This window comes from Rhodanobacter sp. FW106-HT46G03 (assembly GCF_058789895.1).
This window is the reverse complement of record NZ_JBYTCC010000001.1, coordinates 200,483-226,169: the sequence shown is the minus strand read 5'-3', so window position 1 is coordinate 226,169 and position 25,687 is coordinate 200,483. Positions and strand designations below refer to the sequence as shown.

Here is a 25,687-nt window from a genome sequence, read left to right as displayed (position 1 = left end):
CGGAGGTACTTGCCATGACTCTCTCGCCCGCCTGGAACCAGTTCCTGTTCGGCATCTACCCTTACCTTTGCCTCACGGTGCTGCTGCTGGGCAGCCTGGTGCGCTACGACCGCGAGCCGTACTCGTGGAAGAGCGACTCCTCGCAGGTGCTGCGCGCCAAGAGCCTGCGCTGGGGTTCCAACCTGTTCCACTACGGCATCCTGGTGGTGGTGCTTGGCCACTTCGTCGGTTTCCTCACCCCGGGCTGGGCCATCGACTGGCTGCTCGATCCGGCCCAGCACCAGTTGCTCGCGATGGCCGTCGGCGGCCCGGCCGGGCTGGTCGCCATCATCGGCCTCACCCTCCTGATCCGGCGCCGCGTGGGCGATGCGCGCGTGCGTCGCAACAGTCGCAAATGGGACATCAGCATCGTCCTCATGCTGTGGCTGCAGCTGCTGCTGGGCATCGCCACCGTGCCGATCTCGGCGCAGCACATGGATGGCGTGATGTTCCAGCAGCTCAGCCACTACGTGCAGGGCATCGTGTACTTTCAGAGCGGCAGCGCGGCCCTGCTGCAAGGTGTGCCGTGGGTGTACCAGCTGCACATCCTCCTGGGCTTCACCATCTTCCTGGTGTCGCCGTTCACCCGCATGGTGCACATCTGGAGCGGTGTGGGCAGTCTCGCCTACCTGTTCCGGCCCTATCAGCTGGTGCGTTCGCGCAAGCGCGAGGTGCGCTCATGAGCGTGCAGATCAACGGCGTGGCGGTGGATACCGCCGACTGGCCCAGCGACGAGCTGGCCGCGGTGCACGAGCTGCTGCGCCAGCGTGCGCGGGAATTGGGACTGCTGGCCGAGGATGCCGATGGCGACGCCATGCACGCGGCGATCGAGCAACTGCTGGCACGCGAGGTCAGCGTGCCCGCGCCCACGCCCGGGGAATGCCACCGCTACTACGACGCCCATCCCGAGCGCTACCGCAGCGGCGAGCTGGTGCACGCGCGGCACATCCTGTTCCAGGTGACGACGGGTACGCCGGTGCCCGCGATTCGCGCCGTGGCGGAGGCCATGTTGCGCGAGCTGCGTCTGCATCCGGAACTGTTCGAGCAACGCGCCCGAGACAAGTCCAACTGCCCTTCGGGCGCACAGGGTGGACAACTCGGGCAGCTGGCGCGCGGGTCCAGCATTCCCGAGTTCGAGAAGGCGATTTTCGAAAGCAGCGACATCGGGCTGTTGCCGCAACTGGTCAAGACGCGGTATGGCTTCCACATCGTGGCGATCGACCAGCGCATCCCTGGGGAGCAACTGCCATTCGAGGCGATGGGTGAGCGCGTCGCCAGGGATCTGCGCAACGCCTCCGAGACCCGCGCCCTGGCGCAGTACGTCCAGCTGCTCGCGGGCCAGGCCGAGATGGAAGGCATCGACCTGGCGGCCGCCGGCTCGCCGCTCGTCCAATAACCGGAAGCTGGCGCACGGCCGATGCAGCGGAATGGGCGGATTGGCGCGCGCGCGTCGGGCGCGCCACGTCCTCGATCCGCTCATCCGGACCCGGCTGCAGGACTGCGGCGGACTGATCCTTCCGCGCTCAGGCTGACGTGCGCCTGAGGAAGCGATCACGCACGCAACTGGATGAAATCACCCTGGCGGTCGATGGTGACGAATTCGGAGATCCGTCCGCTGCGTACCTGCTGCACGACCTTGCGCAATGCGCGATCGGTCTCGGCCTCGTCGGCAGGCAAGCCGTACCGGCCGTCCAGTGCCGCGACGAACAGGACATCCCAAGGTTTGCCCAGCCGGTCGGCCTCGGCCTTCAAACCGCTGAAATCCCCGATTTCTTCCGGGCGCTTGTCCACGCACAAGGCGGGCACCAGCGCGCCTCCTTCACCCCGCTCAAAGCTGGCGCGGTGTGCCGGCGCTGCCTCCTCCGGAAGCTCGCGCGTGGCAAAGACCAGCAGCAGGCGCTGCGGCTGCGGCTGATTGCAGGCTGCTTCCAGAAGATCAGCAAAGGTAGCAAGGGCCATCGCTTGCCTTGTTTGTCTGCGAAACCATCACGGAGGCTAGGTGGTGACCCTGCCGACTTCAAGCGCCTGCGACAAGATTGCCTTGGTGGCGGCTTCCACCGACAACCTTGCTGGCTGGCGACCTGGGCTTTTCGGCTTTTGGGGGTTGTGGCCCGCGCCATGATTGTGTCCCGCGCTGTGGTGCAGCTTCCGGCTCGACGACCTTCGGGTGGGTTGGAGTTGCGGCAGTCGGGTTGCCATGGCAGGCAACGCGGCGGCCGGTTGATCGGCCACCTCGCTCAGGGTGTCACTCGGCACGTGGCGGGCGCGCTGCACACCTCGCGGCGCGCCCGGCAAGTCGGCCAATCGACGTGGTGCTGATTTGTCACCCTTGGCGATCGACCCCGTGGCGAACGTGACGACGGGCCGCGCGGTGCCGGGCGGGATCACCCCCATGCAGAAGCTGGCCTTGACCGCATAGTTCCACTTCTGGCGTCTGCTAAAAATGGGGGGATTACCCAACGTGCTGCATATCGATTGTTGGATGTGCAGGAAGGCGACCCGAGTGGCCGTGCAGTGGGGCAGACTGCAGAGGGGTTCCCGGCGGCAGTGGTGGCATCCATCCGGCGCCACGTACACGGAGGCCGCCGGGTTGGCAAGCCGTTTTCCGCAGCGCTCGATGTTCACGATCGCCGAGAAGGCGACGAACCGGACGCGCAAGCAGATCGATATGCATCGGCTAAAGCGCGCAAGCCTGTAGATGGCACGTGTGTGGGGACCTGTGCAAGTCCCGCGGAAGTTGCACGCGTGTGTCCACGGCCTTGCGTATATTAATACCCCGCTGAACGCTTAGATCGGTAGGCCGCGACGTGGAGGTCAACTACTCGAATCACGATGCGGCTGGTACGCTTTTATTTTGGTCACGGCACTTCACTTATTTATAAGTAAGGGTTAAGAGCTGTTTGATCGGCGGATTGATGCTTGTTGAATTCCGTCGCTCGTGCACGAAATAGTTGAGAAGGATGTCTCCTTCGGTATGGCCGAGCGTACGAACCACCGACGTATACGCCACGACCACTGGCTGTGACGCACCCGAACCTTCGCGGCACACACCTGCCGTCCCGGCCGGACTGTTAGAAAGGGATTCCCCCACAGTAGTCAAAGTGACCGTAGGTTTCGTCATTGCACAGGTAGAGGTCACGACCGCTCCTGAGAACGAGATGGTCCCTTGGTGAACCTGTGCCACGGCGACATTGACGAATAGGACCGGGAGTCCCAGGACGACCATTGAAATCAATGTATTCGTAGCGACAGCTCCAACGGTTACGTATCCACGCGATCAACCATGTATTTCGACTTCCAGTAGCGAGGCGGAGGTAGGTGCCGGGGAAGGCGCGTTCGGGGTTTTATTGACAGGTGCAGTAAGGACGGATAAGAACTCACGGCCACTGGCATTGGGGTGAACGAACACGAGTCGGGTAGCCAACCGCGACGAGCGGCGACCAGCCAGTGCACAGGCATATCCATCAGAGCATTCGATACTTAATGGCCATTCACCCCGATTGTCATCGGCATGAACAAAGATGGCGCCGTGTTGGGGACCGCCGGCAACGACACACTCAATCAAGCTAGTCATGGGGACAATTCCATCCGCTGAACGGGGAGATTCAGCTTCGGGGTAGGTATGCAAGCCTTTGGCCACCGACCCATATGCAAGTGTGACGTACTGCACATTTTGATGAGTGCATCTATCAAAATGTAACTGACCCGTTTGGTGGTCCAATGACGTTGGACACCGAGATAGGCGACACTGACTATCGAGGTGACGTATGGGACGCAGAGAGATCGGCCCGGCCGTGAAGGAACAAGCGATCCAGATGATCGTGTCCGAAGGGCGGACGCTAACGCAGGTGTGCGGGTTGTTGGAGGTCGGTCCGACCGCGGTGCGCCGGTGGGTGGCGCGGTGGCGCGCGGCCCATGCCGAGGTGCCGACAGGGGCCCAAGGCTTGGCCGGGCAGCAGCGGATCAGGGAGCTGGAGGCCCAGGTCGTGCGCCTGCAGGAGGGTGTGACCTGCTAAAAAGGTTTTTCGGCATGAAGGCGCACATCGGTGTCGATGCTGAAAGTGGCCTAGTGCACACCGTGGTGAGCACGGCGGCAAACGTGACGGATGTGGCCGAGGTAGCGACCCTGCTGCACGGCAGGGAAATGTGTGTGTTCGGCGATGCTGGCTACCTCGGCGCGGAGAAACGGGTGCCAAAGCGCGGTCGGTAGCTCTGGATCGCGGCCAAGCGCAGCGTGGTGAAGGCGATAGAAGACCCGAAGCTGCGACATCAGCGACGCGTCCATCCCGCCGAACTTGCCGCGCCACTTGTAGAACGTCGCTGCACTGCTGCCGTGCTGCCGGCACAGCTCAGGCACCGGCGTGCTGCCCCCCGCCTGCTTCGACACCGCGATGATCTGACTGTCGCTGAATCGCGACTTCTTCATGGAACCTCCTCGGGTCAGACCACGAGAAGACTCCACTTCTGGGTGCCGCTACTTTCTGGGGAATTACCCACCGATCCGCTAGAAACCCCCTTGCAGCATTAACAGACCGCGCGTACCGCCCACATTGAGCGTGTCGGCGGGGTTCTGGAAACTGGCGGTATGGCGGTAGAAGCGGTCGTTGGAGGCATGGGTCACCACACCGAGCACCGTCCAGTGCGCATCGATCTCGTACTTTGCGCCCACGCCAATGTCGGCGTAGCTGGGGTCGCGCGCACCGTCGGCGTCCGGCACCGCTAGGCTGGTGCTGTAGAAGGTGTAGCCAAGATGCAGCGTCAGGCTCCACTTCGCATCCAGCGGATAGGCGCCTTCCAGCATCAGATAACTGGTGCCCCTGGAATGGCCGCGGTAGCCCTGCTCGCGGTCCGCGCCGAAATAGTCGGTGAGCGCGTAGCTGTATTTCAGCGTCCACAGCTTCCAGCCCAGTGCCAGATTCGCTTCGCTGGTATTGAGCGAGCGCGCCGGCAAGCCGTCATGATCGAGATTGGCGCCGGGGTAGAAGTAGCCGTAAAGGCCGACGCGCCACGACCAGTCGGTGTTGATGACGCGGCCGTAACTTCCGTACAGGTCCAGCTCCATGGCGCCACCCGGATAGCTGCGATCGCTGATGCTGGAGCCCCACACCCCGGCAGCGAAACCACCGATGGCGGCGAGGTCGGCACCGCCTTGCACCGCCGGCCTGCCCCAGCTCTGGGTAAGGCCGCGGAAGATGTAGTCGGAGGCCAGCTCCACGTTGCCGGTGAGGACGGTGGCCGGCGCGTCGCCCGCACGTGCTGGTGTCGTGCCGAGTATCGCGGCCAGCCCCAGCGCTGCAACAAAGTGGTGCGTCCTCAGGTTGATCATGCTGCGCTCTGGTGAGTTCATGATGGCCGGATGCCGGCGTAGCCACCAAAGGCATGGCCTTCGGCGCTCGATGGCTCACCCAACGATGCACGGGATATGCCAACACACGCCGCCGGCAGCCCGACCGCCAGTAAACCTTGGAATTGGGCGCTGCGGTCGAAGGATGCTGCCTGGCGCGCCGACGGCACGCATCACGACCGCGACGCGAACGCGGCGATCAACATCGAGCGGGAAGGCCTGCGCCTCCTCGTCGACGTTTCCGGGCAATCAGAAAGTACCCCGAGGAGCGGGGGAACTGACGCGCGGGGAGAGCATGCGTGCGCGGCGGACAATTCTTCGTCCACCGGATACCCGTGAACCCATCCATGGCGCGCAGCAGCTCGCCGACCTTCAGGGGATCGGTGATGGTCGGATAGTTCTTGGGCTGGCGCGCTGGCAACGTGTCGCGCAGGTCGGCGGCCGGATCGCGGGTTGCCCGCTCGGTGGCGACCGCAAAGCGAAATACTCGGCTCAACTGGTGCCGCAGGCGATGCGCTTGCTCGATATGCCCACGCTTCACGACGTGAACGAGCAGCGGCCGAATCTCCGCCACACCTATATCAGCCACGGGCAGGTGACCCAGCCAGGGAAACGCGTGATTCTCCAGCCGGTCACGCTCCTTGGCGTACTGGCCGGGCGTCCACTCCCCCTGCTTTAGCGCCAGCCACTCGCGCGCCACCACTTCAAAGCTGTTCGCTGCGCGATCTTGCCCGGCGGCCTTGGTCGCCCTGCGCTGGGCACCAGGATCGGAGCCCGCTGCCACCAGCTTGCGTGCTGCATCGCGCTTGTCACGGGCATCCTTCAAACCGGTATCGGGGTAGGTGCCCATGCTCAGCGTCTTGCGCTTGCCGTCAAACCGGTAGTCAAAGCGCCACCAGCGCGAGCCGTTTGGGTTCAGGAGCAGGTATAAGCCGCCGCCGTCCGCCAGCTTTTGCGGTTTGTCAGCGGGTTTGGCGTTGCGAATGGCCGTGTCGGTAAGCGGCATGGCGGCAACCTTCTGACGGTAACTTTCTTGACGGTAACCAGTTACCGTCAGATCTACCGTCACGTGACAGTAGATTTCAATGTACCTCATGGGAAGTCGTTGGACATGAAAAAGGCCGGAGCCCTTGATACATCTGGGTTTCCCGGCCTTCTTGGGGTGTCTTTGAACAGGTATGTGGTGGCTATGGGTGGGCTCGAACCACCGACCCCGGCATTATGAGTGCCGTGCTCTAACCAGCTGAGCTACATAGCCGAAACGATTGAATTCTAGCGGGTGACCCGCCTGCGCGGGCGCCGTGCTGGCGTGCCGTGCGGCCGGCGCATTGCAAAGGCCGGGGCGCGGCAGTGTAGAGGCCTGCGCGTTCACATTCAAGGCGTTGCGGCTTGATGCGTGCCGACGCGCATGGTTGAATCGGGTCATTCGCCCTGCATGGCTGGCGGTTGCCGGCGCACGGCAAGGCTCGAGGGTTTGCAGATGATCGACGTCGATGGTTATCGCCCCAACGTGGGCATCGTGCTGCTGAATACGGACGGGCGCCTGTTCTGGGCGCGCCGCATCAATCGCGACGGCTGGCAGTTTCCGCAGGGCGGCATGCACAGCGATGAGACCCCGCTGGAGGCGATGTACCGCGAACTGGAAGAGGAAACCGGGTTGGCCGCGCGGCACGTCGAGGTGCTGGCGACCACGCGCGGCTGGCTACGCTACAAGCTGCCGCACCGCTACATCCGCCAGCATCAGCATCCGTTGTGCATCGGCCAGAAGCAGGTGTGGTTTTTGCTGAAGCTGGTGAGCGCCGAGGACGCGCTGCGGTTGGACGCCGGCGACAAGCCGGAGTTCGACATCTGGCGCTGGGTGGATTTCTGGTACCCCGCCGTGCACGTGGTGAACTTCAAGCGCCAAGTGTACGAGCGCGCGCTGCGCCATTTCGCGCCGCTGGTCGAAGGCATGTGCAGCGTGGAGCTGGGCAATGCGCCGCCGCGCGCGGCGGCGGATGCGGCGGACCGGTCGCCGCAGGGCTGGCGCGCCGCCTGAGGCCGTTGGATGCGACCCTTCGGGGGCTGTGCCGGGCGCGTCCGATGGGCGCCAGTCCACGGGCGTTCTCGTCCACAGTTGACAATCATTCGCATTTGCGTTTTCATGCGCTGCATGTACATCTGCATGTGCAACGCCGTTACCGATCGCGATATCCGCCGCGCCGTGGCCGAGGGCGTGCGTACGTTTGCGGAGTTGCAGCAGCGCACGCGGTGTTCCACCACTTGCGGTTGCTGCATGGGCGAGGCGCGGGCCTGTTTCAAGGAGGCGCTGCACGCCGAGGAAGCCAGGGCGGATGCGCGGCCGATCGGCCTTCCGGTATTCGCCGCCGCCTGAGCTGCCGCGCGCGGCCACCCGAAAACCATTGCCATTCGCGTCTCACCGCGTACACGGCGCGATGCCTAGAGTCGGTCGCGTTTGCCACGCGGAGAATGGTCATGAAGGGCGACGCGAAGGTCATCGAGTTCCTCAACAAGGCGCTGTACAACGAGCTCACGGCGATCAACCAGTACTTCCTGCATGCACGGATGTTCAAGAACTGGGGCTATGCGGAACTGGGCGAGCACGAGTTCAAGGAATCGATCGACGAGATGCACCACGCCGACCGCCTGATCGAACGCATCCTGTTTCTCGAGGGCCTGCCGAACCTGCAGCATCTGGGCAAGCTGCACATTGGCGAAAACGTGCCGGAATGCATCCAGGCCGATCTCGACCTTGAGCTGGGCGGCGCCAAGGATCTGCGCGAAGCCATCAGCCACAGCGAAGGTCACGGTGATTTCGTCAGCCGCGACCTGTTCCGCGACATCCTGCACGAGGAGGAAGGCCACATCGACTGGCTGGAAACCCAGCAGAACCTGATCAAGGACATCGGCGTGGAGCGCTACCTGCAGCGCAAGATGCAGGGTTGAACGCGGTACTGCGCGCCCTTGCCGTGGCAGGCGGCGCGCAGTGCGGTTCGCGGTGGTACTGCCGCACCTTGGCCCGCCGCCCCCGGCAAGAAACAGTTCCTCGGACGGAGACCACCGCCCGACAAGAGGCCGTCGGGTTGATGTCGTGCCGGTGGCGGGGGGATGTCGTTACGGCAGGCGGACATGCGGCAGGATGCTGGCCGGAACCCGGGCAACCGATTCCCAGAAGCACCCCATGCACGTCCACAGCACCCACCTCCGAGAACTCCGCGTTGCCCGCCAGTGGTCACAGGAGCAACTGGCCGAGCTGAGCGGCCTGAACCCCTGGTGGCAACTCATCAGCCTGGCGCCGGTAGCGGGCATCCTGGTGCAGCTCTATCTGCTCACCTACCCGACCAGAACGATGAGCGCCGACGGGGCCAAATCCACGCGCCAAAGTCGCCACGCCCGCGTGCGGGGGCGGCCTGATGCTGGTTCAAGCCGCGCCGTCCACCGGCACGGCTCGGCTTGGTCGCGTCGCCAAAAGCCTCCGTCGGGCTGAAGCCCGACCCACGGAAGCGCATGATGCCGTGGGTTGGACTTCAGTCCGACAGCCCTGCCCGCGCACTGCGCGGGCCTCAACCGAGCGGCACCGGGCAATGCAGGCTGGCGCAGATCACGCGCAGCAACTCGGCTTCCACCAGGCTTACTTCGCCATCGGCCTGGACGGCCGCCACCAGGGCGCGCACGGCAAGCTCCTTGGCAGGTGGCGAAAGGCCGTCCAGGTCATCCAGCGCAGCCTCGAACGGCTTGGCCCAGGCGCGCGGCGGCACCACCCATGGCACCGCCTCGCCAGGGAACGCCTGCTGCATCGCGAGCAGCCACGCGCGTTTGGCGGCGACCTCGTCGCCGTTCTGGCCGTAGATGGCCACGATGGCGCACACCAGCACCAGGCTGGCGCGGCAGGCGACAAGCTTTTTTTTGCCATCGACCGGGGCGTGCCGTGGGTCGGCGGCTTCCTGCAGTTGCACGCGCACCAGGCGGGTCAGGCAGTACTCGGCCAGGTCGACGCGGCCGTCAGCGAGCACCAGCGCGTCCAGGGCATCAAGCAGGGTTTGCCGTTGGCCATCCGACAACTGCCTGAGCGCCGGGAACGCCAGCGACACCAGCGGCAGGCGGCTGCCGGGATCGAGCTGGCCGATGGCGGCGAGCTGGCGCGCAACCGCAACGGCGGCGTCATCGCCGAACGCGTTGGCAATGGCGCGGCGCTCGGCGGGTGCGAGCTCGTTGGCAGAGGAACACGCCAGCGCGAGCACCAGGACCAGCGCCGAGGTCGGTTGTTGCACGGCGGCGCGCAAATCCGCGGGGACGCCGGCAGCAATTCCCGGCAAGGCAGGCGGGACGCTCGCCGAAGCGGTTGCGGACGCCACAGTTGCCGGTGCACTGGCAAGCCCCGCGGCAGGGATCGCTGGCGGTACCCCAAGCGGTGCGCCGGCCGCGCCGGCAAACCCAGTGGCGGCTGCCGGATGCAGCGGCGGCGGCACCGATGCTTCATCGCCATCGCCAGCGGCCGCCTGTGCCGCGAACCGCGCCAGGCTCGCCTCGGTAAAACCCGGCTCCAGCACGCGGATGCGTTCCATCAGCGGCGGGTGAGTGGCGAACAGCGCGTTGAAGCTGCCGGCCTCGCCGAACAGCATGTGTGCCACTTCGTGGCGGTTCGCCGCGCGCAGCGAGGAACCGGCCTCGGCCAGCGCGATTTTCTTCAGCGCGCCGGCAATGCCCGCGGTTTGTCGGGTGAACTGCACGGCCGAGGCGTCGGCGAGCGATTCGCGCGAGCGCGACACCGCGGCCTGGATCAGCCGCGCAAAGAAGTAGCCGATGTAGCCGACCACGATCAGCGCGATGCCAAGCAGCACCAGTTGCCCGCCGCGGCGGCGGCTGGACCATGCGCCGCCTTCGGCGATCTGGCGGCCGACGATGGTGAGCACGAGGATGCCGAACAACAGGCCCATCAGGCGGATGTTGAGCCGCATGTCGCCGTTCAGCACGTGGCTGAACTCGTGGGCGACGACGCCCTGCAGCTCGTCGCGGCTGAGCGCATCCAGGCAGCCGCGGGTGACGCAGACGGCGGCGTCGGCCACCGAGTAGCCGGCGGCAAACGCGTTGATGCCGGGTTCGTCCTCCATCACATAGATGTCGGGCACCGCCACGCCGGAGGCGATCGCCACCTCTTCGATGACGTTGCGCAGGCGGCGCAACGCAGGGTCGGAGGTGTTGGCCGCCACCGGCACCGCGCCGACGCCTTCGGCCACGCTGCGCCCGCCGCCGGACAGGCTGGCGATGCGGTACAGCGACGCGCCGCCAATGCCGAGCAGCACGCCGAGGCTGGTCACCAGGAGCAGCGGAAGGTTCGATCCTGCCAGCTCGCCGTACGCATTGGGGTGCTGGCCAAACGCCACCCACACCACGAAATCGATGGCGGCCACGATGGCCAGCACGGCCAGCGTGAACAACACCACGAGCTGCCGCGAGCTGCGGCGCACGCGCGCCTGTTGCGCAAAGAAATCCACGGGCGGTCTCCGCCGCGCAGTATCAGGTGAACGACACCTTCGGCACTTCGCGCACGGCGGGGCTTTCGATCGCCAGCGGCTCGGCCGCGGTGAACCCGAACTGGCGCGAGACGATGGACGCCGGGAACACCTCGCGCCGGTTGTTGTAGCCGAGCACCGAGTCGTTGTACGCCTGCCGCGCGAACGCCACGCGGTTTTCGGTGGAGGTCAACTCCTCGGAGAGCTGCATCATCGTCTGGTTGGCCTTGAGGTCGGGGTAGGCCTCCTGCAGCGCGAAGAGTTTGCCCAGCGTCTGCGTGAGCATGTTTTCGCTGCCGGCAAGCTGCTGCATCGCGGCCGGATCGCCGGGGTTGGCCTTGGCGCCGGCCAGCCCGCTCACCGCGGCGTTGCGCGCGCTGACCACGGCTTCCAGCGTTTGCCGCTCATGCGCGAGGTAACCCCTGGCGGTTTCCACCAGGTTGGGAATCAGGTCGTGGCGGCGGGTGAGCTGCACGTCGATCTGCGCGAACGCGTTCTTGTAGCCGTTGCGGGCGGTGACCAGCCCGTTGTAGAGCACGACGAAATACAACACGATCGCCACGATGACGACCAGCAGGATCAGCAAGCCCATCGTTGTCTCCTTCATGTGGCGCCGCACGGCGTGGGCGCGAGCCTAACACGCTGCACACGCGCGTCCGAAGTATCCTTGCGGCATCTGTCCGCCACTTTGTGAATGCCATGGATACCGCCGCTGCACCCGCCACGCCCGACTACCACACCGGCGCGACGATGGGGCTTACCGACCACGCCGCGATCAAGCTGCGCGACCTGATTGCCGAAGAAGGCAACCCGGCGTTGATGCTGCGCGTGTACATCCACGGCGGCGGCTGCTCCGGGTTCCAGTACGGGTTCACCTTTGACGAAGAGCGCGAAGCCGAAGACTTTGCGGTGGAGCGCCACGGCGTCACGCTGGTGTGCGATCCGCTGTCGCTGCAATACCTCACCGGCGCGCAGATCGACTACACCGAAAACTTCGGCGGCTCGCAGTTCACCATCCACAACCCAAACGTGAAAACCACCTGCGGTTGCGGCTCCTCGGCGGATGCCTGACATGCCGGTGCCGGTGGCGAACGCATTTGCCGGCTTGAGCCTCACGCTCGACCGCAAGGCCGAGCGGCGCAACGACAGCACGTGGGTGGCGGCCCAGGCCGCCGCCGCCAGCACGCGGTTCCTGCTGCTGGACGCCGAGCAACGCGCCTACGTGCTGGCCGGCGAGGACGCGCTGCGCTGGCTGGGTGGCGACGAGCGCACGCGGCTGTGCGGCAAGGCGCCGACGTGGCTGCTCGGCATCGCCGGTGGCCACGCGCACTTCGTGATCGAGCTGGACGAGACCGCCGACGCGCTGGCGCTGGAGCGCACGCTGGGTGCCCGCCGCGCGAGCCTGCGCGAGGCCGCGGCCACGTTGCCGGTCGACGAGGCCGCGCTGTTTGCGTATGCCAAAGGCCTGGCCTGGTGGCACCACGAAACCCGGCACTGCGGGTTTTGCGGCGCCCCGTTGGAAACCATCTCCGCCGGACACCGCATGCGCTGCACCAACACCGCCTGCGCACGGCTGCATTTTCCGCGCACCGATGCCGCGATCATCGTGCTGGTGGAACACGACGGCGCCTGCCTGCTCGGCCGGCAATCCACCTGGCCGCCGGGGCGCTACTCCACGCTGGCCGGCTTCATCGAGCCCGGCGAAGCGCTGGAAGACGCGGTGCGGCGTGAGGTGGGCGAAGAGTCCGGCATCGTTGTCGGCGAGGTGCGCTACCACTCCTCGCAACCGTGGCCGCTACCAGCCTCGCTGATGGTGGCGTTCACCGCCACCGCGCGCAGCACCGCCATCACCCTGCGCGACCACGAGCTGGAGGACGCGCGCTGGTTCACCCCGCGCGACATTGCCGACGGCATCGCCGACGGCAGCTTCGTACCCTCGGCGGCGATGTCGGTGTCGTATCACCTGTTGGCCGACTGGTTGCGCGCATGTGGCAGGCTGGAACTGGGCGAGCTGGTGGCCGCCCGCGCCGCCGTCGCTTGAGCGTTCCACGCGTCGCCTACAATGCGGCGGTCCTTCGGAGAGTGAATTGATGGCCATCCGCCTGCTTGTTGCCCTGATCGCCCTCGGCTTGCTGCACGCCTTGCCGCGCCTTGCGCACTGGCGCGGCGACGCCGGGTTTCGGCGCTGGGTGGCACAGCTGGGCGACACCAGCGGCAGCGGCCGCGTGGCGCTTGCACTGGGCGTGCCGCTGGTGCTGTGCGCGCTGGCGCTGTGGCTGCTCGGCCACCTGCCAATGCCGCAGCTATGGCAGCTCGTGTTTGCCTTGGCGGTGCTGTTGTTCGCGTTCGGCCCGCACGCGTTCGAGGCCGATCTGGAAGCCATCCTCGCCGCCCCGGACGGCGCGCAGCGCGAGGCTGCCGCCCAGGCGCTGGGCGACGACGGCGAGACGATCAAGTGGAACGCGCCCGCACTGGGCGAGGCCACCGCGTATGCCGCGCTGCGCCGGCGCTTCGGCATGCTGTTCTGGTATTTCGTGCTCGGCCCGATCGGCGCGCTGGCATATCGCCTGGTGCGCCAGCTCGGCCACGACGACAGCCTGCGGCTCGATGCCGGCGCGCACGGTACCTCCCGCCGGTTGGCCAACCTGCTCGACTGGGTTCCCGCACAACTGCTGGTGTTCACGCTGGCGCTGGTCGGCCACTGGGACGCCGTGATCGAAGCCTGGCGCCGCTGGCATCGGCAGGCCCTTCCCAACACCTGGCTGCGCGACGGCCCAGGGTTTCTCGGCGCCGCCTCACGCGCCGACATCAAGGTCGACGTCGAAGGCGGCGACGGCTACACCGAAGACCACAGCGACGCCCTTGCCGAACTGCGCCGCCTGCGCAGTGCCCTGATGCGCGCCCTGCTGGCATGGCTCAGCGTGGTGGCGCTGATCGTGATCGGGGGGTGGCTGTAAGGCCGGGATTGGGGAGTCGGGATTGGGGAGTCGCAAGATCGGATTGGCGCGAGGACGTGTGTGCCGCGGAGCCGCACCCGACCCTCACCAAGCCGCAAACGCGATGTCGCCCAGGCGCGCCACGCTTTTGAACTGCCAAATCCCGAATCCCGACTCCCCAATCTCAGCCGTCACGCCATCTCCCCACGCAACACACGCACGCGGGCTTCCAGCGTGGCGGCGGTGGCTTCGCTGGCGGGTACCGGGGCGCCGACGACGAGTTCGACGTGGGCGCGGAAGCGGCGTGGCAGGCGCGCGCGGTGCAGGGCGGAATCGCGCCGGCTCCACATGCTGCCCCACAGGCCGCGCAGCGCCATCGGCACCACGGGCACCGCGCGGCGGGCGAGGATGGTTTCCATGCCGGGGCGAAACGCGGTCATTGCACCATCGGGGGTGAGCGCGCCTTCGGGAAAGACACACACCAGTTCGCCGCCGGCGAGCGCGGCGTCGATCGTGTCGAACGCCTGCGCGAGCAGCGCCGGGTCTTCCTTGTGGCCGGCGATCGGGATCGCCTTGGCGGTCCTGAACAAGAACCGCAGCAGCGGGATGTCGAAGATCTTGTAGTACATGACGAAGCGCGCGGGCCGGCGCAGGTTGGCCATCAGCAGCAGCGCATCGACGTAGCTCACGTGGTTGCACACCAGCAGCGCCGCGCCTTCCTCGGGAATATTCCGCAGGCCGTCGGCGCGCACGCGGTAGAGCGTGGTGGTGAGCAGCCAAGTGACGAAGCGCAGGATGAATTCCGGCACCAGGGTGAAGATGTACGCGGCCACCAGCACGTTGAGCAGCGCGGCGGCGAGAAAGATGCCGGCGGCGCTCACGCCGAGCGCCGTGAGGCCCAGGCCGAAGCCGGCGGCGGTGACGATCAACACCGCATTCATGATGTTGTTGCCGGCGATGACGCGCGAGAGCTTTTCGCGTGGCGCGCGCGACTGCACGAAGGCAAACAACGGCACCACGTACAGGCCGGCGAACGCGCCGATCAAAGTCAGGTCAAGCGCGATGTGCCAGTTGCCGGCGCCACGCAGAAACGCGAGCCAGTCGAGCCCGTGCGCGCTGGCCGTGCCGTGGCCGGCAAAGTACAAATCCACGCCGAACGCGGTGATGCCGAACGCGCCCAGCGGCACCAGGCCGATCTCCACCCGGCGCCCGGAAAGCTTCTCGCAGGCCAGCGCGCCAAGCCCGCTGCCGATCGAGAACAACGCCAACACCAGCGCGTACACCGTGCTGTCGCCGCCCAGCGTCTCGCGCGTGTAGAGCGGCAATTGCGCCACCAGCACGGTGCCGAAAAACCAGAACCACGAAATGCCGAGCACCGCGTTCCACACCGCGCGGTTGGCGCGCGTGATGCCGACCACGCGTGCCGTTTCGGTGAACGGGTTCCAGTTGATCCTGAGCCCCGGTGCGGTGGCCGGCGCCGGCGGAATGAAGCGGCACGCGACGTAACCGGCCACGGCGACGACAATGGTGAGCCCGGAGGCCAGCCAGGCGCCGACGCCGGCCACGCCCATCAGCACGCTGCCGGCCATCATGCCGAGCAGGATTGCGAGCTGGGTGCCCATCTCCACCAGGCCGTTGCCGCCCAGCAGTTCGGCGGGTTTCAGCGCCTGCGGCAGAATCGCGTACTTGATCGGGCCGAACACGGTGGAGTGGATGCCCATCATGAACAGCACGATCAGCAGCAACGCCACGTGGTGGGTAAGGAAGCCGGCGGCGGCGACCGCCATCGCGGCAATCTCGAACAGCTTCACCCAGCGGATGATGCGGCTTTTCTCGAAGCGTTCGGCGAGCTGCCCCGCGGTAGCCGAGAACAGGAAAAACGGCAGGATGAACAGCGCCGGCGCGAGATTGGTGTAGAGCCCCGCGGCACGCTCGTCGAGCCCGAGCTGAAACGCGACCAGCACCAGCAGCGCATTGCGAAAGGCGTTGTCGTTGAACGCCGCCAGCGCCTGCGTCCAGAAAAACGGCGCGAAGCGGCGCTGGCCGAACAGGGCGAACTGGCTCATGCGGTTCCATGCCGGAGAGGTCGCCGCAGAGCTTAGCCGATGGCGCACGGCGGCCCACAAACCGCGCTCGGCTATCATGGCGCGCATGATCGCCCCGCAACTTCCGCAACTGCCGCCCGACCCGGAGCGCTTTCCGGCGGCGGCTTCCACCTTCATGCTGAGCGGTCCGGCCGGCGCGCTGGAGTGCATCAGCGATGCCGCCGCGCCGGCCACCGCGCGTCGTGGCATCGCCGTCATCTGCCACCCCAACCCGGTGCAGGGCGGCACCATGCACAACAAGGTGGTGACGATGGTGGAACACGCGCTGCGCGAATCCGGGCTGGATACGCTGCGCTTCAATTTCCGCGGCACCGGCGCCTCCGCCGGCAGCTACGACGACGGCCGCGGCGAAAGCGAGGACTTGGCCGCGGTGGTCGACTGGATGCGCCGCACGCATCCCGGCGATGCGCTGTGGCTGGCCGGGTTCTCGTTCGGCAGTTACGTCACCATCCGCAATGCGCAGCGGCTCGGCGCCGCCGCACTGGTCAGCGTCGCGCCGCCGGTCGGGCGCTGGGCCGACGGCATCGACGCGCTGCCCACTTGCCCGTGGCTGGTGGTGATGGGCGAAGCCGACGAGGTCGTGGAACCCCAAGCAGTGTTCGACTGGATCGCGGCGATGGCGCAGCCGCCGACGCTGGTGCGGTTTCCCGGTGCCGGGCATTTCTTCCACCGCCGCCTGATTGAGCTGCGCAACGCGGTGCAGGCCGGCGTGGCCGGCTGGCTGCCGCCCGCCCGCACCTGACGATTTCAATGCCCGAGCCTGCCACCTCCACGCCCACCGCGCGGTATCTCGAAGGCGTCGCCGCCCACCGCTGGGAGTCCGACCCGACCCAGCTTGCGGTGCTGCCCGAGTTCGACCGCCTCTATGCCGCGCTCGCCGCACCGCCTGCGGACGACGGCTTTTTTGGCCGTCTGAAAACACTCCTGGCAAACGGCCCGACCCCCGCGCCGCAGGGCCTGTACCTGTGGGGCACGGTCGGTCGCGGCAAGACATTCCTGATGGATCTGTTCGTGGCCAGCCTGCCGCACAGCGTCGCGCTGCGCCGGCATTTCCACCGTTTCATGGCCGAGGTGCACGACCAGTTGCGCGCGCTCGGCGACCGCGAGGACCCGCTGGTGGAGGTGGCCGCCAACCTCGCCAGCCATTGCCGCGTGCTGTGCCTGGACGAGTTTCTGGTCAACGACATCGGCGACGCGATGATTCTTGCGCGCCTGCTCGAAAGCCTGTTTGGCCGCGGCGTCGCGCTGGTCACCACGTCGAACACGCCACCGGCGGAGCTCTACCACGACGGCCTGCAGCGCGCGCGCTTCCTGCCGGCCATCGCGCTGCTGGAAACCCGCTGCCACGTGCTGGAAATGGCCTCCACCCACGACTGGCGACTGCGCGCGCTGACCCAGGCCGCGGTGTACTACACCCCGCCCGGCGCGGAGGCACAGCGTGCGCTGGAACGCATCTTTGCCAGCCAGGCGCATGGCAGCGTGGTGGAGGACGGCGAGCTGTTGATCAACGCTCGCCACATCGCCTGCCGCAAACGCGCCGACAACATCCTGTGGTTCGAGTTTGCTGCACTGTGCGAAGGCCCGCGCTCGGTGGCCGACTACATCGCGCTGGCCAAGGCCGGGCCGGCGATCATCGTCGCCAACGTGCCGCAGTTCAGCATCTACAGCGAGGATGCCGCGCAGCGTTTCGTGCAACTGGTGGACGAGTTCTATGACCGCCATGTGAAGCTGATCCTATCCGCCGCCGCGCCGATCACCGAGCTGTACGACGGCACCCGATTGCGCGCGGAGTTCGGGCGCACCGAGTCGCGCCTGATCGAGATGCAAAGCGAGGACTACCTCGCGTTGCCGCACCGCCCCGAATCGGCTTGAACCCCGGCCCGGGACATTTTCCGGCTTGCTGCGCCTCAACTGCCGCGCTAGCTTGCCGATGACCCGTGTGACCGCGGCGGCCAGGGGGCAACGATGGCAGTAGCAGACGGCGCATTTCCGCAGGACGCACACTCACTCGGCACCAACGGCGAGCCACCCGCCCTGCCCGGTTTCGACGCCGTGGCGCGGCTCACCGCCGGTGCGCTCAACGTGCCGTTGGTCGCCCTGCTGCTCACCGACGGCAGCGCGTTCTGGTACGCGCCCCCCGCCAGCACCGGCGCACTGCCGCTGGAGGACGCGCGGCTGCTGGCCGCCTGCCGCCAGTCGGTACGCCGCGGTCGGCCCGAAACCGTGCTCGACGCACGTGAGGATCCGCGCTTCCTGCCGCCCGGCGGCGACCCGGCGCACGCCAACGTGGCGCTGTACGTGTGCGAACCGGTGTTCGGGCTGGACGGTCAGCAGCTCGGCGCCTTGTTCGCGATCGGCCGCGTGCCGCGCGTCGCCCTGCGCGACAGCGAGCGCGCCGCGTTGCGCGATGCCGCCGCGCTGGCCGCCACCGGCGCCGCGCTGCGCGGTTATCTCAACCGCATCGAGCCGGCGACCCGCCTGCCCCACCGCGGCGCCTTTTTTGCCGACCTGCACGCGCGCCTGCCGCACACCGACGACACCGCGTGGCTGGTGGCAATCGAGGTTTCGCCGGTCATCCGCTATCTGGCGTTTGTGCGCGCCATGGGCTATGCCTATGCCGACGCGCTGGTGCGCGCGGTGGCCGAACGTGTCCAGCAATGGATGACGGCCGACATGCAGCTCTACCGTGTGGCGCCCACCCGGCTGGCCGTACTGCGCACGGGCGCCGAACCCGAAGCGGCTGCGCTCGATGCGCTGGTGGCGACACTGCGTGAGCCGATCGACTGCCTCGGCGTGCCGCTCACCCTGCAACCCGGCGTCGGCCTGCTCGAGATCGAAGCCGGCGAGCTGCGCGGCGGCGACCCGTTGCGCCGGGTGATGAGCGCTTCCATCCAGGCATTGGGCAGCATGCGCGGCTGGACGCGCTACGACCACACGGCCGACGAGCGCCAGCGTCAGGAGTTTTTCCTCGTCACCGAGCTGGCCGCCGCACTCACCGACGGCGCCGAGCTGGAGCTGCACTACCAGCCGCAGGTGGATCTCGCCAGCGGCCGCTGTACCGGGCTTGAGGCGCTGGCGCGGTGGCACCACCCCACCCTGGGCACGGTGCCGCCCGACGTGTTCGTGCCGCTGGCCGAACAATCCGGCCTGATGCGCACGCTTACCGACTGGGTGTTCGACCGCGGCTGTGCGCAAATGGCCGCCTGGCAGCGCGAGGGGCTCGACCTGCGGATCGCCCTCAACGTGGCGAGCGTCGATCTCGACGCCACGCTCGAACCGCGCCTGCGCGCTGCCGCGCACCGCCACGGCATTGCGCTCGACCACCTGGAGCTGGAGTTCACCGAAAGTACCGCGATCCACCACGATACGGTCACCCGCGAAGTGCTCGGCACCCTGCGGCAAGCCGGCGTGGGCATCGCCATCGACGACTTCGGCATCGGCTACAGCAACCTTGACGGCCTGCGCCGCATGCCGGCAACCACGCTCAAGATCGACCAATCGCTGGTGCGCGGGCTGGATACCCGCCCGCACGACGCCGCCATCGTGCGCACCATCGCCGCACTCGGCCACGAGCTGGGATTTCGGGTGGTGATGGAAGGCGTGGACAACGCCGCGGTGTACGCCCTCGTGCGCGGCATCGGCTGCGACGTGGTACAAGGCTTTCACCTTGCCCGCCCCTTGCCGGCCGCCGCCGTGCCCTACTGGGTCGGCGAGTTCAACACCGGCGCCACCCCGGCCAGCCCATGACCACACGCCCTGCACTTGCCGTCCTTGCCTTGCTGTTTGCCACCGCCGCCGCCCACGCCGGCGACGACTTTGCGGCACGCGTACAGCAGGCCAAACTCGCCGAAGCCGCCACCACCGGCCCGGTCTACCAGAAAGCGTTCTGGGCGCAGATCGGCACCGCCACCGGCGATGCCTACAAAACCTGCCTGGCCGCCACCACCCCGCCCGACAAAACTCCCTTCACCCTGGTACTGGCGCTCGACGCCCACGGCCAGCCGCAACGCGTTGCCGTGCAACCGGGTATTCCGGTCGCCGACTGCATGGCCAAGGTGTTTGCCGGCTGGACGTTCCCCAAGCCACCGGCCAGCCCGATGCCATATCCGCTGGAGATTGATTTCAGTGTGAAGGGCGGGGATTAGGGATTGGGGAATCGGGATTGGGGAACGCGCGGCGCGGCAGGCGCGGTGACTCGGGCCGGCTGCTGCAAGGGCCGCGGGCGAGAGTTGCTTTGCAGCGGGCGGGGTGAGGGGCCGGCATCGCCAAGGCCCAACACCACAGCGTTTCGATGAACATCAACCCAGACCCCGGCACCTCACCCAGCCCTGCCGATGTGTCTTCCCGGTGGGGGAACGGGGAAACCCGGTGAACATCGTTGCCAATCAGGCTTGGTGATGCAACGGCCGCGGTGCGGTGCTTATTTCGCCTTGCCCTGGTTGGCGACGGCAGCGGTCTTGGCGGCGATGGCAGCGGCATCGCCGAGGTAGTAGTGGCGTTGCGGCACCAGCGCGGCGTCGAACTCGTAGACCAGCGGCACGCCGTTGGGGATGTTGAGCTCGACGATGTCGGCGTCGGAAATGCCATCCAGGTATTTCACCAGCGCGCGCAGCGAATTGCCGTGCGCGGCCACCACCACGCGCTGGCCCGCACTGATCGCCGGCGCCAGCACCTCATGCCAGTACGGCAGCACGCGCGCCACGGTGTCTTTCAGGCATTCGGTATCCGGAATCTGCGCCGGCGCCAGGCGCGTGTAGCGCGGGTCGCTGCGCGACGGGTTGGTCGCGTGATCCATCGGCGGCGGCGGCACATCGTAGCTGCGGCGCCAGATCTTCACCTGCGCATCGCCGAACTGCTGCGCGGTCTCCGCCTTGTTGAGCCCGGTCAGGCCGCCGTAATGGCGCTCGTTCAACCGCCAGTCGGTATGCACCGGCAGCCACATCAGGTCCATCGCATCCTGCACGTGCCACAGCGTGCGCGCGGCACGCTTGAGCACCGAGGTATGCGCCACGTCGAACGTGTAACCCTCGCGCCGCAAAAGCTCGCCCGCCTCGCGCGCCTCGGTCACGCCCTGCGAGGTGAGATCCACATCGGCCCAGCCGCTGAAACGGTTTTCGAGATTCCACTGCGACTGGCCGTGGCGGATCAGGACGAGCTTGTGCATGACGAGGATTTTCCTTGGGGCCGAAAGCGGGATGGTGCAGCGCGGCACCGCAGGCGTCAAACCCGACGCCGTCCTCGACGGCATGAACCCAGCCTCGGGCCGCACTCGCGCCGCACCAAGTCCTTTTGGCGGCAGGGCCACAGGATTCCTGATTGACGCCGCATCCAGCGCAGCCACTCCACCGGACACGCGGTCATTCCGCAGAAGCCTGTCGTGCTGAAGCCCGACCCACGAGGTTCAGGCTAGACCCACTCGCGCGGCATGAGATAGGCGGCCAAACGCGCCTCCGGCGATCCGGCTTCCGGGGTGTAGGCGTATTCGAAGCGCACGCGCGGCGGCAGGCTCATCAGGATGGATTCGGTGCGCCCCCCGGACTGCAGGCCGAACAGGGTGCCGCGGTCGTAGACCAGGTTGAACTCCACGTAGCGGCCACGGCGGTACAGCTGGAACTCGCGCTCGCGCTCGCCGTAGGGCGTGTCGCGGCGACGTGCGGCGATCGGCAGGTAGGCATCGACAAAACCCTGGCCCACGGCGCGGGTGAAATCGAAGCAGCGCTCGAAGCCACCCGCGTTCAAATCGTCGTAGAACAAGCCGCCGATGCCGCGCGTCTCGTCGCGGTGCTTGAGATAGAAATACTCGTCGCACCATTTCTTGTAGCGGGCATAGACGTCCGCGCCGAACGATGTGCACACGTCGCGGGCAACGGTGTGCCAGTGCACGATGTCCTCGTCGAACGGATAGAACGGCGTCAGGTCGAAGCCGCCGCCAAACCACCACACCGGCTCGACGCCGGGCTTGCTCGCCTCGAAATAACGCACGTTGGCGTGCGTGGTGGGCACGTAGGGGTTCTTCGGGTGCAGCACCAGCGACACCCCGGTGGCGATGAAGCTGCCGCCGGCCAGATCCGGCCGGTGCTGGGTGGCGCTGGGTGGCAGCTGATGGCCGGACACGCGCGAGAAGTTGACGCCGGCCTGCTCGAACAGCGCACCATCGCGCAGGACGCGGGTGCGGCCCCCGCCGCCGGCCGGGCGCATCCACGCGTCGGTAACGAAGTGCGTGCCGCCGTCGAGACGCTCCAGCTCGCCGCAAATGCGGTCCTGCAGCTCTCGCAAAAAGGCTTCGGCACGATCGGCTTGGTCGCTCATCTGGGTACTCCGCAAGAATGGAACGAGCTTAGCAAGTGCGCTGCGCGCGCTCCTGTGGCGCGGCGCCGCGCCAGCCTGCACTGGATCAAGGCGCGCCACCGGCCGTGAGCGTGCACGGTGGAAATCAAAGGCGGGGCACAGCCGTTGCGAGGCAGCGTGCGCTTTAGCGTGCCGACCGCTGTCGGCCCGTGGGCCAAAACCCGGTGCGAAAGACGACCAGAACGGCGTGGCCGCAGCCGCTCGTGTTGCGCCGCCCACGCGCCTAGCCAGCCCGTAGGCCGCTGAGTAACCTTGCCGGATGGCAACGCCGAAAACCCCTCTGCCCCCCACCGAAATGGCCGCGCCAGATGCGCGCCTCGAAACGCGCACCAATCCACTGCCGCGCTGGTGCGTGGTGATTCCGTGCCTGGACGAAGCGGTGGCGATCCGCGGCGTGGTGGAGTCGGTGCTGGCGCTGGGCGCGACGGTGATCGTGGTGGACGACGGCTCGACCGATGCCACGCCGGCAATCCTTGCCGCGCTGCCGGTAACCGTGCTGCGCCACGCCACGCGGCACGGCAAGGGCCAGGCGTTGCGCCACGGTTTTCGCGAGGCGCTGCGCCAGGGCTACACCGCGGTGCTGACGATGGATGGCGACGGCCAGCACAGCGCGGCCGACATTCCGCGCCTGCTGGCGGCGGCGGCAACCCACCCCGATGCGCTGGTGATCGGCGCACGCCTGCTCAACCGCGCGCAGCAGCCATCAGCCCGGCGAAGGGCGAACGCGGTGGCCGACTGGGGCATTTCCTGGGGTTGCGGACAACCAGTCGCCGACACCCAGAGCGGGCAACGCTGGTATCCGCGGGCGGCGCTCGATCTGGTCGACCTGCCCGCGCAGGATTTCGTGTTCGAGGCGGCGCTGCTGATCGCCGCCTCGCGCGAGCTAGGCATGCCGATCGTCTCGGTACCGATCGCCTCGCGCTACCCGGCCAACCGCCGCGCCAGCCACCTGCGCCCGGTGCGCGACATCACCCGCATCACGCTGTACACGATTGCGCGCGTGCTGCACTACCGCGACATCGTGCGCAGCTACCGGCGCTCGCACGGCTGCGCGCCCTGCGTGATCGGCACGGTGGACGCACCCGGCGCCCAGAACTCGTGGAAGTTGAACCAGTTGTAGGGCCACTGCCGGGCGTAGTGCTCAAGCCGTGCCGCGTAGCGCGCCAGCACGCCATCCAGCGCCGCGTCGCGGCCCCGGCGCGGCAGCACCAGCGGATCGGCAAACGGCTCGAACACCAGGCGATAACGATTACCGCCGAGGTACAGCCCGAAGCACAACATCACCGGCACCTTGAGCGCGGCGGCCAACAGCCACGGGCCCACCGGCAGCAACGCCGGCGCACCCAGCAGCGGCGCCGCGCGTTGTGCCTCGCACGTTCCGGCGCGGTCGCCGAGCATGGCGACGATGGCGCCCTGCGCACACGCCTCGGCCGCCGCCAGCACGATGGCGGCGCCACCCCGCTCGGCATCGATCACGGCGGCCCCCACGTCCGGGGCGAGCGCTTCGAGCAGGGCCGTCAACGCCGGCGTCTTGCCCTTGTCCAGCACCACGCGCAGGCTCACGTCCGGTCGGCGCGCGCGCACCGCGCGCAAGGCTTCAAAGCTGCCTTGGTGGGAGCCCACCAACAGCACGCCGCGGCCAGCGGCGACGTGCTGCTCCAGCAGCGCCAACCCCTCGATGGTGATCTCGAAATCACGCTCGCCATGCGCCAGCAGAAACACCCGATCGAGCGTGGTGGCGGCATAGGTATGGAACTGACGCAGCATCTGCGTCACCCGTGGCGGGTGACCAAGCACGCGGGTGAGGTAATCGCGCGAGGCACGGCGTTCCGCGCCGCGGCGCAGAAAGAAATACAGCGTGATCGGATACAGCAACGCGCGCCCGAAGCGGCGGCCGCCATACAGGGCCAGGGTGCGGATCAGCCACAACGCAAACCGCCCGCCGCCTTCGCGGCGTTCGCGCCAGTGGGTGGCTTCGATCATCGGCGTGGGACAGCTCAGGCTGCGGCGCGGTGCGCTTCGACGTGCGCCGCCAGCTCGCGCAGGCTGGTGAAGATGCGCCGGTTGTCCGGGTGGTCCGAACGCAACTGGAACCCGTAGTGTTTGGATACCGCCAAGGCGATCTCCAGCGCGTCGATCGAATCCAGCCCCAGCTCGCCGCCGAACAGCCGCGCGTCGGGATCGATCGCGGCCGGGTCGACGTCTTCGAGGTTCAGGCACTCGACGATCAAGGTGGCCAGCTCGCGCTGGGCGTCAGTCAATTGCGTCATGCAAGAAACACCCGGAAAAACGCCATGAAAACCTGCAACTAGGCCAGCGAGTGTAACATGCTGTCCTCGTTTGCCCGGTGTTGCGCATGATCCAAGCTGGTGAAAACCCCGGCCCGGTCGCCACCCCGGTGCCTGCCCCGTACATCTGCTATCGCCAGCAAAGCGCGGCCGAACTGCTCGCCGAGCCCGGCACCCTGGCCGTGTTCGACTTTGGCCACGACGCCGCCGGCAGCGCCGATCCGCGCCACCTGCAGGTGCCATTGGAAACCCTGGAAGGAACTGCGCCGCGTGAAGTGTGGCGGGTGACGGCACCGATCACGCACGGCCGCGTCGGCGCGTTGCGCTGGTCGCAGGGCGGCGGCTGGCTGTTTGCGGCGCTGGAACTCGACGAGCGCGAATACGGCGGTCCGGCTGGCGCCGCCCAGGCCGCGTACGCGGCGCTGCATGCCTTCATGCGCCGCTACCCGGCGTTTCGCGTGCTGCGCATCTGGAACTACCAGGGCGCCATCAACGAGGGCGACGGCGACGCCGAGCGCTATCGCCGGTTTTGCGACGGCCGCGCCGCCGGCAGCGGGAATTTCTTTGCCACCGGCTATCCCGCCGCCACCGCCATTGGCCACCACGCCGCGCGCGATCGGTTGCAGGTCTATCTACTCGCCGGCATCGGCGCCGGCACCGCGGTGGAAAACCCGCGTCAAGTCAGCGCATGGCGTTATCCCCGCGAATACGGCCGCACGGCACCGGGTTTCGCGCGCGCCATGCTGTTGCCGGCGCGCGACGCGCTGGCGATCTCGGGTACCGCGGCCGTGGTTGGCCACGCCTCCGCGCACGTGGGCGATGTGGCCGCGCAACTGCGCGAAATCCTCACCAATCTCGAAGCACTGCTTGGCCAGGCCGGGCTGCCCACCGGGTTCGACACCACCGCGCCGCTCAAGGCCTACGTGCGGCATGCCGCAGACGCCGAATGCGTCCGCGCGATCCTCGCCGAACGCCTGCCCGGCGTACCGGTGCTGTTGCTGCACGGCGACATCTGCCGTCGCGAGCTGCTGGTGGAGCTGGATGGCTGGCGCTATGCGTGATGCCGGGCGCCTGACCTGATCTGAGCGCGCAACTGCGGCCCACGCCGACCCCG

General features: G+C 67.4%; 27 protein-coding genes, 1 tRNA gene and 2 pseudogenes. 17 read left to right on the top strand and 13 right to left on the bottom strand.

Annotation, left to right across the window (positions count from 1 at the left end; genetic code table 11):
- Positions 1 to 14 precede the first annotated feature (14 nt).
- Together narI and AC3WP6_RS01010 are read left to right on the top strand one after the other, a co-directional pair.
- Entirely contained in the window at positions 15 to 722 is a 708-nt protein-coding gene (gene narI, locus AC3WP6_RS01015) for a respiratory nitrate reductase subunit gamma (RefSeq protein WP_492625937.1), read from the top strand.
- Complete coding sequence (locus AC3WP6_RS01010) at positions 719 to 1,435, top strand: peptidylprolyl isomerase (RefSeq protein WP_492625936.1); 717 nt, start codon at positions 719 to 721, stop codon at positions 1,433 to 1,435. The genes narI and AC3WP6_RS01010 overlap by 4 nt, the downstream gene beginning before the upstream one ends.
- A 155-nt stretch (positions 1,436 to 1,590) precedes the next feature.
- Here AC3WP6_RS01010 and AC3WP6_RS01005 read toward each other — a convergent pair whose 3' ends face one another.
- Both AC3WP6_RS01005 and AC3WP6_RS01000 read right to left on the bottom strand, forming a co-directional pair.
- On the bottom strand, positions 1,591 to 1,998 hold the full coding sequence (locus AC3WP6_RS01005) for a ribonucleotide reductase subunit alpha (RefSeq protein ID WP_492625935.1): 408 nt from the start codon (positions 1,996 to 1,998) through the stop codon (positions 1,591 to 1,593).
- A 36-nt stretch (positions 1,999 to 2,034) separates the two neighbouring features.
- A complete protein-coding gene (locus AC3WP6_RS01000) occupies positions 2,035 to 2,697 on the bottom strand; it encodes a hypothetical protein (RefSeq protein WP_492625934.1) in 663 nt (220 codons plus the stop codon).
- A gap of 1,109 nt (positions 2,698 to 3,806) precedes the next feature.
- On the opposite strand from AC3WP6_RS01000, the gene AC3WP6_RS00995 reads away from it, so the two are divergent.
- Complete coding sequence (locus AC3WP6_RS00995) at positions 3,807 to 4,055, top strand: transposase (protein ID WP_492625933.1); 249 nt, start codon at positions 3,807 to 3,809, stop codon at positions 4,053 to 4,055.
- Positions 4,056 to 4,060: 5 nt separating this feature from the next.
- A pseudogene (locus AC3WP6_RS00990) lies at positions 4,061 to 4,246 on the top strand (transposase); the annotation flags it as partial.
- 48 nt (positions 4,247 to 4,294) lie between these two features.
- On the opposite strand, the pseudogene AC3WP6_RS00985 reads toward AC3WP6_RS00990, so the two are convergent.
- The 4 genes and pseudogenes from AC3WP6_RS00985 to AC3WP6_RS00970 all read right to left on the bottom strand — a co-directional run.
- Positions 4,295 to 4,465, bottom strand: a pseudogene (locus AC3WP6_RS00985) (transposase); the annotation flags it as partial.
- Between the two features lie 78 nt (positions 4,466 to 4,543).
- A complete protein-coding gene (locus tag AC3WP6_RS00980; RefSeq protein WP_492625932.1) occupies positions 4,544 to 5,365 on the bottom strand; it encodes a TorF family putative porin in 822 nt (273 codons plus the stop codon).
- Positions 5,366 to 5,582: 217 nt separating this feature from the next.
- Entirely contained in the window at positions 5,583 to 6,479 is an 897-nt protein-coding gene (locus tag AC3WP6_RS00975; RefSeq protein ID WP_492625931.1) for a tyrosine-type recombinase/integrase, read from the bottom strand.
- A gap of 85 nt (positions 6,480 to 6,564) precedes the next feature.
- Positions 6,565 to 6,641: transfer RNA gene (locus tag AC3WP6_RS00970), tRNA-Met, on the bottom strand.
- A gap of 222 nt (positions 6,642 to 6,863) precedes the next feature.
- On the opposite strand from AC3WP6_RS00970, the gene AC3WP6_RS00965 reads away from it, so the two are divergent.
- From AC3WP6_RS00965 to AC3WP6_RS00950, 4 genes are all read left to right on the top strand, one after another.
- Complete coding sequence (locus AC3WP6_RS00965) at positions 6,864 to 7,421, top strand: RNA pyrophosphohydrolase (protein ID WP_492625930.1); 558 nt, start codon at positions 6,864 to 6,866, stop codon at positions 7,419 to 7,421.
- 126 nt (positions 7,422 to 7,547) lie between these two features.
- Positions 7,548 to 7,757 (top strand): (2Fe-2S)-binding protein, encoded by a 210-nt coding sequence (locus AC3WP6_RS00960; RefSeq protein ID WP_492625929.1) that lies wholly within the window; start codon positions 7,548 to 7,550, stop codon positions 7,755 to 7,757.
- 101 nt (positions 7,758 to 7,858) lie between these two features.
- Positions 7,859 to 8,329, top strand: coding sequence for a bacterioferritin (bfr, locus tag AC3WP6_RS00955; protein ID WP_492625928.1), 471 nt, complete (start codon positions 7,859 to 7,861; stop codon positions 8,327 to 8,329).
- A gap of 235 nt (positions 8,330 to 8,564) precedes the next feature.
- Complete coding sequence (locus AC3WP6_RS00950) at positions 8,565 to 8,870, top strand: hypothetical protein (protein WP_492625927.1); 306 nt, start codon at positions 8,565 to 8,567, stop codon at positions 8,868 to 8,870.
- A 76-nt stretch (positions 8,871 to 8,946) separates the two neighbouring features.
- Here AC3WP6_RS00950 and AC3WP6_RS00945 read toward each other — a convergent pair whose 3' ends face one another.
- Both AC3WP6_RS00945 and AC3WP6_RS00940 read right to left on the bottom strand, forming a co-directional pair.
- The gene (locus AC3WP6_RS00945) at positions 8,947 to 10,878 is read right to left on the bottom strand and encodes a M48 family metalloprotease (RefSeq protein WP_492625926.1); all 1,932 of its coding nucleotides are present in this window, start codon (positions 10,876 to 10,878) and stop codon (positions 8,947 to 8,949) included.
- Between the two features lie 22 nt (positions 10,879 to 10,900).
- Positions 10,901 to 11,488 (bottom strand): LemA family protein, encoded by a 588-nt coding sequence (locus AC3WP6_RS00940; RefSeq protein ID WP_492625925.1) that lies wholly within the window; start codon positions 11,486 to 11,488, stop codon positions 10,901 to 10,903.
- A gap of 107 nt (positions 11,489 to 11,595) precedes the next feature.
- Between AC3WP6_RS00940 and erpA the strand changes: the two genes are divergently transcribed.
- Genes erpA through AC3WP6_RS00925 form a run of 3 tightly spaced genes read left to right on the top strand, consistent with a single transcriptional unit; the run spans position 11,596 to position 13,853 of the window.
- Complete coding sequence (erpA, locus tag AC3WP6_RS00935; RefSeq protein ID WP_492625924.1) at positions 11,596 to 11,967, top strand: iron-sulfur cluster insertion protein ErpA; 372 nt, start codon at positions 11,596 to 11,598, stop codon at positions 11,965 to 11,967.
- Positions 11,960 to 12,937: an NAD(+) diphosphatase gene (gene nudC, locus AC3WP6_RS00930; RefSeq protein ID WP_492625923.1), complete on the top strand. Its 978-nt coding sequence runs from the start codon at positions 11,960 to 11,962 to the stop codon at positions 12,935 to 12,937. Before erpA ends, nudC begins: the two co-directional genes overlap by 8 nt.
- A gap of 49 nt (positions 12,938 to 12,986) precedes the next feature.
- A complete protein-coding gene (locus tag AC3WP6_RS00925) occupies positions 12,987 to 13,853 on the top strand; it encodes a beta-lactamase induction protein (RefSeq protein ID WP_492625922.1) in 867 nt (288 codons plus the stop codon).
- A gap of 170 nt (positions 13,854 to 14,023) precedes the next feature.
- On the opposite strand, the gene AC3WP6_RS00920 is transcribed toward AC3WP6_RS00925, so the two are convergent.
- On the bottom strand, positions 14,024 to 15,898 hold the full coding sequence (locus AC3WP6_RS00920) for an MFS transporter (RefSeq protein WP_492625921.1): 1,875 nt from the start codon (positions 15,896 to 15,898) through the stop codon (positions 14,024 to 14,026).
- Positions 15,899 to 15,983: 85 nt separating this feature from the next.
- On the opposite strand from AC3WP6_RS00920, the gene AC3WP6_RS00915 reads away from it, so the two are divergent.
- The 4 genes from AC3WP6_RS00915 to AC3WP6_RS00900 all read left to right on the top strand — a co-directional run bounded on the left by AC3WP6_RS00915 (position 15,984) and on the right by AC3WP6_RS00900 (position 20,082).
- Entirely contained in the window at positions 15,984 to 16,679 is a 696-nt protein-coding gene (locus tag AC3WP6_RS00915; RefSeq protein WP_492625920.1) for an alpha/beta hydrolase, read from the top strand.
- An 8-nt stretch (positions 16,680 to 16,687) separates the two neighbouring features.
- On the top strand, positions 16,688 to 17,809 hold the full coding sequence (gene zapE / locus AC3WP6_RS00910; RefSeq protein ID WP_492625919.1) for a cell division protein ZapE: 1,122 nt from the start codon (positions 16,688 to 16,690) through the stop codon (positions 17,807 to 17,809).
- Positions 17,810 to 17,902: 93 nt separating this feature from the next.
- A complete protein-coding gene (locus AC3WP6_RS00905; protein WP_492625918.1) occupies positions 17,903 to 19,684 on the top strand; it encodes a sensor domain-containing phosphodiesterase in 1,782 nt (593 codons plus the stop codon).
- Positions 19,681 to 20,082, top strand: coding sequence for a peptidase C13 (locus AC3WP6_RS00900; protein ID WP_492625917.1), 402 nt, complete (start codon positions 19,681 to 19,683; stop codon positions 20,080 to 20,082). Before AC3WP6_RS00905 ends, AC3WP6_RS00900 begins: the two co-directional genes overlap by 4 nt.
- A 275-nt stretch (positions 20,083 to 20,357) precedes the next feature.
- On the opposite strand, the gene gpmA is transcribed toward AC3WP6_RS00900, so the two are convergent.
- Positions 20,358 to 21,101 (bottom strand): 2,3-diphosphoglycerate-dependent phosphoglycerate mutase, encoded by a 744-nt coding sequence (gpmA, locus tag AC3WP6_RS00895; RefSeq protein WP_492625916.1) that lies wholly within the window; start codon positions 21,099 to 21,101, stop codon positions 20,358 to 20,360.
- Positions 21,102 to 21,343: 242 nt separating this feature from the next.
- Positions 21,344 to 22,246 carry an oxygen-dependent coproporphyrinogen oxidase gene (gene hemF, locus AC3WP6_RS00890; RefSeq protein ID WP_492625915.1) on the bottom strand — a complete coding sequence of 301 codons (903 nt, stop codon included), beginning with the start codon at positions 22,244 to 22,246 and terminating at the stop codon, positions 21,344 to 21,346.
- Between the two features lie 334 nt (positions 22,247 to 22,580).
- Between hemF and AC3WP6_RS00885 the strand changes: the two genes are divergently transcribed.
- Entirely contained in the window at positions 22,581 to 23,405 is an 825-nt protein-coding gene (locus tag AC3WP6_RS00885) for a glycosyltransferase family 2 protein (protein WP_492628615.1), read from the top strand.
- On the opposite strand, the gene AC3WP6_RS00880 is transcribed toward AC3WP6_RS00885, so the two are convergent.
- Together AC3WP6_RS00880 and AC3WP6_RS00875 are read right to left on the bottom strand one after the other, a co-directional pair.
- Positions 23,315 to 24,268 carry a lysophospholipid acyltransferase family protein gene (locus AC3WP6_RS00880; RefSeq protein WP_492625914.1) on the bottom strand — a complete coding sequence of 318 codons (954 nt, stop codon included), beginning with the start codon at positions 24,266 to 24,268 and terminating at the stop codon, positions 23,315 to 23,317. The genes AC3WP6_RS00885 and AC3WP6_RS00880 overlap by 91 nt on opposite strands.
- Positions 24,269 to 24,282: 14 nt before the next feature.
- The gene (locus AC3WP6_RS00875; RefSeq protein ID WP_492625913.1) at positions 24,283 to 24,555 is read right to left on the bottom strand and encodes a phosphopantetheine-binding protein; all 273 of its coding nucleotides are present in this window, start codon (positions 24,553 to 24,555) and stop codon (positions 24,283 to 24,285) included.
- Between the two features lie 86 nt (positions 24,556 to 24,641).
- Here AC3WP6_RS00875 and AC3WP6_RS00870 point away from each other — a divergent pair, with 86 nt between their 5' ends.
- Positions 24,642 to 25,634 (top strand): chorismate transformation FkbO/Hyg5 family protein, encoded by a 993-nt coding sequence (locus tag AC3WP6_RS00870; RefSeq protein ID WP_492625912.1) that lies wholly within the window; start codon positions 24,642 to 24,644, stop codon positions 25,632 to 25,634.
- Positions 25,635 to 25,687 lie beyond the last annotated feature (53 nt).